We start from the raw sequence: 11,347 nt of genomic DNA on the forward strand, positions 1-11,347 counted from the left end.
GCGTACCGCACGTACCGGTACCGGCTACAGCACCTGCGCGAACGTCACCGCGCGGTCGGTCAGCAGCGGGCGCACCGTCTTGACGATCAGCTCGTCGAAGTAGTCCGCCGCCGCGTGGGCGTCGAAGCCGGCCCGGTCGGCGTAGCGCTCGTACAGCACGAACCCGCCCGGCCGGTCCACCTCCGCGTGCACCTCGTAGCCGAGGTTCCCCGGCTCGGTCAGCGTGTGCCCGCGCATCTTCAGCAGCGCGGCACGCACCGTGTCCTCGTCGGCGGGGTCACAGCTGTAGTGGGCGATCACGGCGAATGCCATGGTGCGGCCTCCTTCTTCGTCACGGCCTTCAGCGGTGCCGATTCCAGCACGTTCCACGCGCGTGGGCCCGTGCGTGACGTGCAAGCAATGTCTGCCGCCGCGGGCCTGGTCACCCCCGCGGACTTGCTGTGTTGTCGTGACGACCACGCCGTTACATCTGTACACCGCGCGCAGCCGCGGTCGAACGGGAGCAATGATCCAGATGCGCACCATGGAAACCCTTCTCGGCGGACAGTGGGTGGCGGCCGGCGAATGGCTGGAGGTCCACGACCCGTCCGACACCCGCACTCCGGTCGCCCGGGTACCCGCGCTCGGCGCCGAGGAGGTCTCCCGGGCGTACGACGAGGCGGAGAAGGGCTTCGCGCTCTGGCGGCGCACCAGCCCCTTCGAACGCGCCCGGGTGTTCCACGAGACGGCCCGGCTGCTGCGGGAGCGTGCCGCCGAGATCGCCGACGCGGTGGTCACCGAGAACGGCAAGACCCTCCAGGAGGCGAGCGGCGAAGTCCAGAAGGCCGCCGACTTCTTCGAGTACTACGCCTCTCTCGCCCGCACCGGTTACGGCACGCTCGTCCACGACGCCCGGCCCGGGACGCGTACCAGCTTCCACCACGAGCCCATCGGCATCGTCCTCGCGATCACCCCGTGGAACGACCCGTTGCTGACCCCGGCCCGCAAGCTGGCGCCCGCCCTCGCCTCCGGCAACGCGGTCGTCCTCAAGCCGGCCTCCGAGACCCCGATGTCCGGCCTCCACCTGGCCCGCGCCCTGCACGACGCCGGTCTGCCCGCCGGAGTGCTCGGCGTGGTCACCGGCCGGGGCGGGAAGATCTCGGCCCCGCTGCTGGCGGATCCGCGCATCGCCGCCGTCACCTTCACCGGGTCCAACTCCGTGGGGGAGTCCATCCGCAGCTCGCTCGCCGACCGCAACGTCCGCTTCCAGGGCGAGCTGGGCGGCAAGAACGCCACCGTCGTCCTCGCCGACGCCGACCTGACGGCCGCCGTGAAGGCGGTGGTCGCCGCCGGGTTCGGGCAGACCGGCCAGCGCTGCACCGCCACCAGCCGCGTTCTCGTCGAGCGATCCGTGTACGAGGAGTTCACCGGGCTGCTGCTGGACGCCGTCGCCGCGCTGGGACTCGGCTCCCGGGAGGCGGACACCCTCTCCGTCGGCCCGCTCGTCTCCACCAATCAGCGCGCCGGCGTCCTCGCCGACATCGCACGCGCGGTCCAGGAGGGTGCGACCGTCCTCGCGGGCGGCGACACCCCGAAGGACGAGGGGTACGCCCACGGCTGCTGGGTCCTGCCGACCGTCCTCGCGGACGTGACCCGCGAGATGGCCGTCTGGCGCGAGGAGGTCTTCGGCCCGGTCGTCGTCGTCCGCGCCGTCGACGGCTACGACGAGGCCGTCGAGGAGGTCAACGACTCCGACTTCGGACTCGCCGCCGCCCTCTTCACCCGCGACCTGGGCGCCGCCCACCGCTTCGCCGAAGAGGCCGACTGCGGACAGGTGGCCGTCAACACCACGACCACCGGCTGGGACGTGCACCACCCCTTCGGCGGTTTCCGCGACTCGGGCTCCGCGTTCAAGGAGCAGGGCACCGAAGCGCTGCGCTTCTACACCCGCGTCAAGACCGTCGCCTTCCACTTCGGTTCCTGACGCGCGGCCACCCGGCATCATCAAGCTCCACCCAGCGTCATCAGCAAGAAAGGAGGATGCCGATGACCGACGAAACGGTCGGCATCGTCGGAGCCGGCATCGTGGGTCTGGCGACGGGCCGCGAGATCGCGCTGCGCCGCCCGGGCACCCGCGTGGTGGTGTTCGAGAAGGAGCGGCAGGTCGCCGTCCACCAGACCGGGCACAACTCGGGCGTGGTGCACGCCGGCATCTACTACGCCCCGGGCAGTCTCAAGGCCGACCTGTGCGTACGGGGCGTGTCCCTGCTGCGCGAGTACTGCCAGGAGAGGAAGCTGCCGTACCAGGAGATCGGCAAGCTCGTCATGGCGGTGCGCGAGGACGAACTCGGCCGCATGGAGGGCCTGTACGAGCGGGCCAAGAACAACCACGTGCCCGACCTGCGGAAGATCTCGAAGGACGAGATCAAGGAGATCGAGCCGCACGCCGGCGGCATCGCGGCCCTGCACTCACCCCGCACCGCGATCACCGACTACCCGGCGATCGCCCGCCAGTTCGCCGAGGACATCGAGGCCGCAGGCGGCCAGGTACGCCTCGGTTTCGCGGTGGACTCCCTCACCGAGGTGCCCGGCGGCATCGAGGTGGGCTCGGGCGAGGAACGCGTACGCGTCGACCGGCTGATCCTCTGCGCGGGCCTCCAGTCCGACGCCGTCGCGAAGCTCGCCCGGGACGAGAAGGCGCCCAGGATCGTCCCCTTCCGGGGCGAGTACATGCTGCTGCGACCGGAGCGGGCCGATCTGGTGCGCGGCCTCGTCTACCCGGTACCCGATCCGCGCTACCCCTTCCTCGGGGTGCACTTCACCCCCCGGGTCGACGGATCGGTGGAGGTCGGCCCCAACGCCGTCCTGGCACTGGCCAGGGAGGGGTACAAGCTCTCCACGTTCTCCGTGAAGGACCTGGCGCAGCTCGCCGCCTACCCCGGGGCCTGGCGGATGGCCGCCCAGAACTGGCGGACCGGCATCAAGGAGTACCGCGGCTCGTTCTCCACCAAGGCCTTCATGAAGGACGCGGGGGCGTACATCCCCGGCGTCGGCGCCGGGGACGTGGTCCGCGGCGGAGCCGGCGTACGCGCCCAGGCGCTCGACCCGGACGGCACACTCGTGGACGACTTCCGCATCCACCGGGTCGGTCGCGTCACCGCCGTACGCAACGCCCCCTCCCCGGCCGCCACGGCCTCCATGGCCATCGCCGAGCACATCGCCGAGGCCGTGTTCGCCCCGGCGTGACCTGCCGTTCCGCGCAACAACTGCTTGCGCCCCCGGGGTCTTAGCAAACGCCCCCACCAGCTCTAACGTCTGACGCACACCACCCCACCCCGCAACGGAAGAGGTTCTCCATGTTCGTCGTCGACACCCAGATCCACATCTGGAAGGAAGAGGCCCCGGACCGCCCCTGGGTCCCCGGAGCCCGCGAGCGCATCCGTCTCAACGGCCACCGCGAAGAGGCCTTCAGCTACGAAGAGGCCCTGGAGCTGATGGACGAGGCCGGCGTCAACCGTGCCCTCATCCTCCCGCCGTCCTGGGAGGGCAACCGCATCGACTACGCCCTCGAAGCCTGTGAGGCCCACCCGGACCGCTTCGGCATCATGGCCCGTGTCCCCCAGGACAACGAGGTCGAGGGCACGGCCATGCTGAAGGACTTCGCGCAGAACCCGCACATCAAGGGCACCCGCCTCACCTTCCACCGGCCGCAGGACCGCAACTGGATGATCGACGGCACCAACGACTGGTACTGGCCGATCGCCGAGGAACTGCGCGTCCCCACGATGGTGCACGCACCCGTCTGGAAGCGGGAGCTCGGTCAGATCGCCGCCAAGCACCCCGAGCTGAAGATCATCATCGACCACATGGGCATCATGGCCCGCTGCGTCGACGACGCCATCGGCTACTGGGTCTCCGAGACCGCCGACCTCGCCGACCACCCCAACATCTACGTCAAGCTCTCGGCGCTGCCCGGGTACTCGACGGAACCCTTCCCGAACAAGAACATCGAGAAGTACGTCCGCGAGATGGTCGACAAGATGGGGCCGCAGCGCTGCTTCTACGGCACCGACATCACCCGCCTGCTCGGCCACGGCATCACCTACACCGACACCATCGAGCAGTTCACCAAGCACTGGGATTTCACCCCCGAGGAGCTTGAGTGGATGATGGGCCGCGGCATCAGCGAGGTCCTCGGCTGGCCGGTCGAGGGCTGAGGGAACTCCTGAGATGACGGACAGCAAGAACACGCCAGGCGTCGACGGCGGTGACGCCGTCGTCTCCGCCTTCAACGCCGTCGGCGCCGATTACCTCTTCTGCTCATCGGGGTCCGAATGGGCCCCGGTGTGGGAGTCCCTGGCCCGGCGTCACCGCGACGGTGACCCGGCCCCCCGCTACCTCGACCTCACCCACGAGACGGTCGCGGTCGGCATGGCCACCGGCTACGGCCTCGTCACCCGCCGCCCGCAGGGAGTCCTCCTGCACGCGGCCCCCGGCCTGCTCCAGGGCTCCATGGCGATCCACGGGGCACTGCTCGCCGGCGTCCCCATGGTCGTCACCTCCTCGGAGTCCAGCACCTACGGCGACGGCCCCGGGCAGGACCCGGGCGGCCAGTGGTACCGCAACCTCTCGATCGTGGGCGGCCCGCACGGTGTCGCCCAGCCCTTCACGAAGTGGGCCACCGAGGCCGCCAGCGTGCACACCCTGCCCACCATGATCGCCCGGGCGGCGGAACTGTCCTGGCGGGCACCGGCCGGCCCGGCCTACCTCAACATCCCTCTGGAGATCCTCCTGGAGGAGTGGGACGGCCGCGCGGCCAAGCCGATCGTGGCACCCGGCTCCACCCACAGCTCGCCCGAAGAGGTCGACCCCGTCGCCCAGTTGATCCGCGAGGCGAAGAACCCGGTGATCGTCACCGAGACAGCCGGCCGGGAGGCGGGCGGCTTCGAGGCACTCCTCGCCTTCGCCGAGGCGTGGAACATCCCGGTGGTCGAACCCGATTCGGCGGTCTGCGGCAACTTCCCGCGCAACCACCCGCTGCACGCCGGCAGCGACATCGGCCCCTGGATGGACGAGGCCGACCTGATCCTCCTGGTCAACTGCCGCGTCCCCTTCTACCCGCCGAGCCGCCGCCCCTCGAAGGCGACGATCGTCGTCGTCGACGAGGTGCCGCAGCGACCGCACATCGTCTACCAGGTGCTCTTCGCCGACGCGTACCTCGAAGGCAACGTCGCCAACACGCTGCGCCAACTGACCAAGCGTGCCAAGGACTTCACCGAGGAACAGCGTGCTGCCGTCGCCCTGCGCCGCGCCGCGCAGGAAGAGCGGTACGCCACCGAGCGGGCTGCCGTCTCGGCCGCCGAGGCGAAGGCACAGGAGAGCGAAGGGGTGGACCCGGTCCTGGTCGCCGCCACGCTGCGCCGACTCCTGGAGGGGACCGGCGGGATCGTCGTCGACGAGACCATCACCCACAGCAAGACGGTGAAGCGGCACCTGCTGACCTCCGACCCCGACTCGTACTTCTACGTACAGGGCGGACTCGGACAGGGCATCGCGGTCGCCCTCGGCGTCAAACTCGCGGCCGGGGACAAGCCGGTGGTTCTCACGGTCGGCGACGGCGCGTTCACCTACAACCCGGTGATCCAGTCGTACGACGCCGCCAAGACCTACGAACTGCCGCTACTCATCCTGGTGTTCAACAACCGCGTCTACAAGTCGATGAATCTCAACCATCGCAGGTTCTACCCCGAGGGTGCCGCCGCCGAGACCGGTGAATGGCTCGGCACCGACTTGCACCGGCTGCCCCGGCTCGCCGCGTTCGCCGAGCCGTTCGGGATGCACACCGAGACCGTCGACACCACCGACGCCCTGGCGCCCGCGCTGGAGCGTGCGCTCAAGGCCGTCGCGGACGGGACCACCGCCGTCGTCGACGTACTCGTCACCCGCTGAACCAGGAGGCACCGCCACCATGACCGACCACCCCACCCCCAAGCCGGGCAAGGTCCTGGTCCCCGCCGAGGACCTGCGCACCTTCTCCGCCGCCCTCCTGGAGAAGGGAGGCCTCGACGCTGAGGCCGCCCGCACCACCGCGGACGTCTTCGTCTGGGCCGCGCTGCGCGGCGTCGACTCGCACGGCGTCGCCCGCGTCCCCGCCTATCTCGACCTGTTGGCCAAGGGCGTGGCCAACGCCAAGGCCGAGCTCACCGTGGAGTCCTCCACGCCGGCCGTCACGGTCATCGACGCCGACCACGCGCCCGGCCCGGTCGCCCTCACGGCCGCCGCCGGTGAAGCGGTGACCCTGGCCCGTACCAACGGCATCGCCGCCGTGGCCGTCCGCCGCACCGTGCACACCGGCGCCATCGGCTACTACGTGTCGAAGATCGCCGAACAGGGCCTCATCGGCATCGGGTTCGTCTCCGGCATGCCCAACATGGGCTACACCGGGGTCAAGGGCGCGGCCGTCGCCACCAGCCCGCTCGCCATCGCCGTACCGGCCGACACCCACGCGCCGCTCGTCCTCGACATGGCCACCGCCACCATCGCCCTGGGCAAGATCCGCCAGGCCAAAGCGAGCGGCACCCCGCTGCCCGAGGGAGCGGCGGCCACCGCCGACGGCACCCCCACCACCGACCCCGAACAGGCCGTCATGCCCCTGCCGTTGGGTGGCGCCAAGGGCTCCGGGATGTCGATCGCGTTCGAGCTGCTCACCAGCGTGCTCGTCGGCGCGCCGATCTTCGCCTCCTTCCACTCGGACGAGCCGGGGGGCCGCAAGCACCGCCAGAACGCGCTGCTCATCGCCCTGGACCCGGCGGCGTTCGGTGACCCCGCGGCCTTCACCGCCGCCGTGGACACCACGCTCACCACCCTCAAGAACCTGCCGCAGGCGGACGACGCCTCCGGCGTGTTCTACCCCGGCGAGCGGAGCGCGGCCCTCGCCGTCGAGCGCGGCGAGAAGGGCCTGCCGGTGGCCCCGAAGGTCTGGCGCGACCTCATCGAGCGCGCCGCCGAGTTCGGCATCACGCCGCCGGAGCCGGTGGCGGCGGGCTGAAGGAAGCGGCGGGGAGGGTTCCACGAAGCCACCCCGCCGCCCAGGACCGGGCCGTGGAGGACCTCACTGTGCGGGGGGCCCTCCACGGCCTGTCCATGCGCCGAACCCGACCACCACGGCTCCGGCGTCAGGGGCCGTGACGTGATCAGCCCTCGGACCCGGCCGCGCCGGCCCGGTCCACCGCCTCGGCGAAGCAGGGCCGGCCGTCCACTTCGAGGTCCCGCACCGAGGTCAGGGTGTCCATGAAGGGAGCCGCCGCGTCGAGCAGGAGCCTGACCGTCCCGGGCTCGTAGAGGTTGAGCCAGGCGCGGTCCGGGAGGCGTACGACCGTGCCCGCCTCGAAGTACGAGTTCGAAACGAGTTGGTCCGGGCCAGGAGCGAACACCAGGGCCAACCGGCGTCGAACGCCGTCCGCGGCCACCTCCGGGAAGAGCGAGAGAACCAGCCGGCAGTCGGCGTACTCGGGCCGCGATCGCTGCCGGACGGTCCAGTACCAGGTAACGCCGTCCACGACGAGACGGCGAAGACGTCGGTCGTTGCCCATCGAGCCACCGTAGGCCGTCGGCCCGTGCGGAGGCCGGCCCTTTCTTCATGGCGGTCGGAGGGCGCCGTCGGCGGGCTCCGACCGCTCATGACCGGGCCGCGGCGGACCTCACCGTGCGGGGCGGCCCTGCCGCGCCGCCTCGACGAGACGGTCCCCCGCCTCACTGCGGTAGTACAGCACCGACCGTCCCGCACGCCGCCGTCGCACGAGCCCCGCGTTCAGCAGTACCTTCAGGTGCCCTCCCACCGAGCCCAGTGCCAAGCCGGTCAGCGCCACCAGTTGGGTGGTGCTCGCTCGCTCGACTGCCGGGTGCGGGAGACGATGTCGGCTTCCAGGACGTGGCGGCGCCGTTCCCGGTCAGGGAGGACCACGCGGGTCCACACCCACTCCAGCAGGGCGGCCGTGAAGTTCAGGAAATCGGCAACCCCGCGTAGTTCGAGGCGAGTTCGGCCGCCGCGTGGGGCGACGAAGCGATCCGTTCCAGTTGGGAGATCTGCAACCGGGTGTCGAACCCGCTCTGTTCCGGGTCGGTGTGGAGCGTCGTCGTCATGAACCAGGAGAAGTGCTCCGCGCGCCACACCCGGCGCAGACAGGTGTCGGAGTACGCGTCGAGCAGGTCCGTCGAGCCGGCCGTCCGCTGCCGGATCAGCGCGCGGGCCAGTACGACGACGTCGGCGACGGCGAGATTGAGCCCCTTCGCGCCGGTGGGCGGGACGATGTGGGCGGCGTCGCCCGCGAGGAAGAGCCGCCCGAACCGCATGGGTTCGGTCACTGAACTCCGCATCGGCAGAACACTCTTGGCGGTGATCGGCCCTCGTGCCAGCTGCCGGCCTTCCCGTGCGAAGCGGAAGTCGAGCTCGTCCCAGATCTGTTCGTCGGACCAGGAGGCCGGATCGGTGCCGTTGGGGACCTGGAGGTACAGCCGGCTGATGTCGGGGGAGCGCATGCTGTGCAGGGCGAAGCCGCGCGAGGAGTGCGCGTAGACCAACTCGTCGCAGGAGGGCGGGACATCGGCCAGGATGCCGAGCCACGAGTACGGGTACGTCCGCTCGTACGTCGTCCTGGCCGCACCGGGCACCGCCGCCCGGGTCACCCCGTGGAAGCCGTCGCACCCGACGACGTAGTCACAGATCAGGGTCCTGGTGCGCCCCTCCTGGACGTAGGTCACCACCGGCCGATCGGTGCCGACGCCCTTCACCGAGGTCACCTCCGCGCCGAAGTGGAGCGGCGCGCCGTCCGCGACCCGGAGGGCGATGAGGTCCTTGACCACCTCGGTCTGCGCGTACACCCACACCCTGCGGCCGGAGGCGAGTGACGGGAAGTCGATCCGGTGGGACCGGCCGCCGCCCCAGCGCAGTTCGATGCCGTCGTGCACCAGGCCCTCGGCGTCCAGCCGTTCGGCCGCTCCCGCCTCGCGCAGGGCGTCGACCGTGGACTGTTCGAGGATGCCTGCGCGCTGCCGTCGTTCCACGTAGGCGCGTTGGCGGCTCTCCAGAACCACACAGTCGACACCTGCCCGGTGGAGCAGCCGTGCCAGCAGCAGCCCGGAGGGGCCTCCGCCGATGATGCCGACGGTGGTGCGCATGTGTGCGGTTCTCCTCGATGTGGCGGGATCGTTCACGTCTCGGCGGAGGGCACGGTCGTGCGCAGCGCTGCCGCCGTCCGCGCGACGACCTCCGCGACACTCACCCCGGGAGCGGTCTCCACGAGAACCAGCCCTTCACCGGTCACGTCGATCACGGCGAGGTCGGTGACGATCCGGTCGACGCAGGCCGTGCCGGTCAGCGGCAGTGTGCACTTCTCGACGATCTTCGGGCTGCCGTCCTTGGCCGTGTGCGTCATGGTCACGATGACGCGGCGGGCGCCGTGCACCAGGTCCATCGCGCCGCCGATGCCGGTGACGAGCTTCCCGGGAACCGCCCAGTTCGCCAGGTCCCCGGTGGCCGAGACCTGCATGGCGCCCAGCACGGCGGCGTCGATGTGCCCGCCGCGGATCATGGCGAAGGAGAGCCCCGAGTCGAAGAAGGAAGCCCCTGGCAGCACCGTGACCGTTTCCTTGCCTGCGTTGATCAGGTCCGGGTCCACCTCGTCCTCGTACGGGAACGGGCCGGTCCCCAGGATGCCGTTCTCCGACTCCAGGACCACTTCCACGCCGGGTGGGAGATGGTTCGGGATCAGCGTCGGAAGGCCGATGCCGAGGTTGACGTACTCGCCGTCGCGCAGCTCGGCGGCGGCCCGCGCGGCCATCTCGTCCCTGTTCCAGGCCATCAGCCCCGGCCCTCCCGCTCGACGACCGGACGCCCGGTCACCGTGCGCTTCTCGATCTTCTTGTCGGAAGCCTGCTCCCGGGTCAGCACGACGACCCGCTGGACGAAGATCCCGGGCAGATGGACGTGGTCCGGGTCGATTCCGCCCGGCTCGACCAGTTCTTCGACCTCCGCGACGGTGATGCGTCCGGCGGTCGCGGCGAGGGGGTTGAAGTTGCGGGCGGACTTGCTGAAGACGAGATTGCCGTGCCGGTCGCCCTTCGCCGCCCGTACCAGCGCGAAGTCGGTGCGGATGGCGCGCTCCAGTACGTACTCCGTACCGTCGAACGCGCGCACCTCCTTGGCCGGGGAGGCCAGCGCCACTCCGCCCTCGCCGTCGTACCGCCACGGCAGACCGCCCTCGGCGACCTGGGTGCCGACCCCGGCGGGCGTGTAGAAGGCGGGGATGCCCGCGCCGCCCGCCCGCAGCCGTTCGGCCAGTGTCCCCTGCGGGATCAGCTCGACCTCCAACTCCCCGGAGAGGTACTGCCGGGCGAACTCCTTGTTCGCACCGATGTACGAGCCGGTGACCCGGCTGATCCGTCCGTCGGCCAGCAGCACCGCGAGCCCGGAGTCCATCGCGCCGCAGTTGTTCGACACGATCCGCAGCCCCCGGACGCCCGCGCGGTGCACGGCGTCGATCAGCGCACCGGGCACACCGCTGAGCCCGAAACCGCCCACCGCCAGCGAGGCACCGTCCGCCATGTCCGCCACGGCGAGCGCCGCCGAAGGGACCACCTTGTCCATGCGCGGACCACCCTTCCCTCGTGTTCTTCGCGTGGTGCGGCGGATGCCGGACGTACCCGGGTGATCCCGACACCGGCGGCCGCCGGCGTGCCGGGCGTCGCCGGACACGTGGGACTTCCGGAACGCACCCCAGGACGGGTTGGAGTCTGCAAGCGGCCCCGAGGGATGTCAACGGCCCCGGCTCATCTCGTCCCCGCTCCCGCGAGAGCGCGCCCGCCGTGGTTCCGTACGGCGTCCCCGACCTGGGGTACGGAGAGCCCGTGCCGGCATCCGAAGTGCGGGTGCACCGTGCAAGTAAGTGTGTCGCCCGTCTTGTCGAACACGGAGAAGATCGACAAGCTGCGTACATGACATGTCCGGGCCTCCGTTCAGTCGTCGGACGGGCTGACGTGCGTCGACTTTCGGGCATCCGGTGATGTCCCGTCAGAGGCGACGATGCGGTCACGCAGCGGCGCGCCATGTTCCGGAGGTTGCACATATGCGCTTGAACAGGTCGAAAACGCTCGGCGGATGGGCGAGGGCGCTCAGACTCCTTCCCGTCGTGGCGGTCACGATCGCGGCCTCGGTCGGCGGGACGATGAACGCCGAGGCGTCGGTGCCCGCGCCCCCGTCGGGCTTCACCCTCACTTGGAGCGACGACTTCAACGGCGCGTCCGGCACCGGTATCGACCAGGGGCTGTGGAAGTACGACACCGGGCCGGGCAGCAACTTCGGTACCGGTGA

General features: G+C 70.7%; 10 protein-coding genes and 2 pseudogenes. 6 read left to right on the forward strand and 6 right to left on the reverse strand.

Annotation, left to right across the window (positions count from 1 at the left end):
- Positions 1-24 precede the first annotated feature (24 nt).
- Positions 25-312, reverse strand: coding sequence for a putative quinol monooxygenase (locus ACFWEP_RS24070; RefSeq protein ID WP_387372763.1), 288 nt, complete (start codon positions 310-312; stop codon positions 25-27).
- Positions 313-505: 193 nt separating this feature from the next.
- On the opposite strand from ACFWEP_RS24070, the gene ACFWEP_RS24075 reads away from it, so the two are divergent.
- From ACFWEP_RS24075 to ACFWEP_RS24095, 5 genes are all read left to right on the forward strand, one after another.
- Complete coding sequence (locus ACFWEP_RS24075; RefSeq protein ID WP_387372765.1) at positions 506-1,963, forward strand: aldehyde dehydrogenase family protein; 1,458 nt, start codon at positions 506-508, stop codon at positions 1,961-1,963.
- A 62-nt stretch (positions 1,964-2,025) separates the two neighbouring features.
- Positions 2,026-3,225 carry an L-2-hydroxyglutarate oxidase gene (gene lhgO, locus ACFWEP_RS24080; protein WP_387372767.1) on the forward strand — a complete coding sequence of 400 codons (1,200 nt, stop codon included), beginning with the start codon at positions 2,026-2,028 and terminating at the stop codon, positions 3,223-3,225.
- Positions 3,226-3,335: 110 nt separating this feature from the next.
- Positions 3,336-4,196 carry an amidohydrolase family protein gene (locus ACFWEP_RS24085; protein WP_387372769.1) on the forward strand — a complete coding sequence of 287 codons (861 nt, stop codon included), beginning with the start codon at positions 3,336-3,338 and terminating at the stop codon, positions 4,194-4,196.
- Positions 4,197-4,209: 13 nt separating this feature from the next.
- Positions 4,210-5,928 (forward strand): thiamine pyrophosphate-dependent enzyme, encoded by a 1,719-nt coding sequence (locus ACFWEP_RS24090; RefSeq protein WP_387372771.1) that lies wholly within the window; start codon positions 4,210-4,212, stop codon positions 5,926-5,928.
- Between the two features lie 19 nt (positions 5,929-5,947).
- Positions 5,948-7,027, forward strand: a complete 1,080-nt coding sequence (locus tag ACFWEP_RS24095; RefSeq protein WP_387372773.1) for an Ldh family oxidoreductase — start codon at positions 5,948-5,950, stop codon at positions 7,025-7,027.
- Between the two features lie 145 nt (positions 7,028-7,172).
- Here the strand turns inward: ACFWEP_RS24095 and ACFWEP_RS24100 are convergent, their stop codons facing one another.
- From ACFWEP_RS24100 to ACFWEP_RS24120, 5 genes and pseudogenes are all read right to left on the reverse strand, one after another.
- Positions 7,173-7,571 carry a hypothetical protein gene (locus ACFWEP_RS24100; protein WP_387372775.1) on the reverse strand — a complete coding sequence of 133 codons (399 nt, stop codon included), beginning with the start codon at positions 7,569-7,571 and terminating at the stop codon, positions 7,173-7,175.
- Between the two features lie 108 nt (positions 7,572-7,679).
- Positions 7,680-7,862 (reverse strand): annotated as a pseudogene (locus ACFWEP_RS24105) (ArsR/SmtB family transcription factor); the annotation flags it as partial.
- A gap of 118 nt (positions 7,863-7,980) precedes the next feature.
- Positions 7,981-9,156 (reverse strand): 4-hydroxybenzoate 3-monooxygenase, encoded by a 1,176-nt coding sequence (locus tag ACFWEP_RS24110; protein WP_387372777.1) that lies wholly within the window; start codon positions 9,154-9,156, stop codon positions 7,981-7,983.
- 32 nt (positions 9,157-9,188) lie between these two features.
- Positions 9,189-9,839: a CoA transferase subunit B gene (locus ACFWEP_RS24115; RefSeq protein ID WP_387372779.1), complete on the reverse strand. Its 651-nt coding sequence runs from the start codon at positions 9,837-9,839 to the stop codon at positions 9,189-9,191.
- The gene (locus ACFWEP_RS24120) at positions 9,839-10,624 is read right to left on the reverse strand and encodes a CoA transferase subunit A (protein WP_387372781.1); all 786 of its coding nucleotides are present in this window, start codon (positions 10,622-10,624) and stop codon (positions 9,839-9,841) included. Before ACFWEP_RS24120 ends, ACFWEP_RS24115 begins: the two co-directional genes overlap by 1 nt.
- Before the next feature lie 541 nt (positions 10,625-11,165).
- Between ACFWEP_RS24120 and ACFWEP_RS24125 the strand changes: the two are divergent.
- Positions 11,166-11,347: pseudogene (locus tag ACFWEP_RS24125) on the forward strand (hypothetical protein); the annotation flags it as partial.

The sequence above is a fragment of the Streptomyces sp. NPDC060198 genome (assembly GCF_042728415.1).
Classification (GTDB): Bacteria; Actinomycetota; Actinomycetes; order Streptomycetales; family Streptomycetaceae; genus Streptomyces.

Bases quoted from the DNA above. Each gene is read 5' to 3' on its own strand.
- ACFWEP_RS24085 (WP_387372769.1), top strand. From the start codon at position 3,336: ATGTTCGTCGTCGACACCCAGATCCACATCTGGAAGGAAGAGGCCCCG.
- lhgO (WP_387372767.1), top strand. From the start codon at position 2,026: ATGACCGACGAAACGGTCGGCATCGTCGGAGCCGGCATCGTGGGTCTG.
- ACFWEP_RS24120 (WP_387372781.1), bottom strand. From the start codon at position 10,624: ATGGACAAGGTGGTCCCTTCGGCGGCGCTCGCCGTGGCGGACATGGCG.
- ACFWEP_RS24090 (WP_387372771.1), top strand. From the start codon at position 4,210: ATGACGGACAGCAAGAACACGCCAGGCGTCGACGGCGGTGACGCCGTC.
- ACFWEP_RS24115 (WP_387372779.1), bottom strand. From the start codon at position 9,839: ATGGCCTGGAACAGGGACGAGATGGCCGCGCGGGCCGCCGCCGAGCTG.
- ACFWEP_RS24095 (WP_387372773.1), top strand. From the start codon at position 5,948: ATGACCGACCACCCCACCCCCAAGCCGGGCAAGGTCCTGGTCCCCGCC.
- ACFWEP_RS24110 (WP_387372777.1), bottom strand. From the start codon at position 9,156: ATGCGCACCACCGTCGGCATCATCGGCGGAGGCCCCTCCGGGCTGCTG.
- ACFWEP_RS24075 (WP_387372765.1), top strand. From the start codon at position 506: ATGATCCAGATGCGCACCATGGAAACCCTTCTCGGCGGACAGTGGGTG.
- ACFWEP_RS24070 (WP_387372763.1), bottom strand. From the start codon at position 312: ATGGCATTCGCCGTGATCGCCCACTACAGCTGTGACCCCGCCGACGAG.
- ACFWEP_RS24100 (WP_387372775.1), bottom strand. From the start codon at position 7,571: ATGGGCAACGACCGACGTCTTCGCCGTCTCGTCGTGGACGGCGTTACC.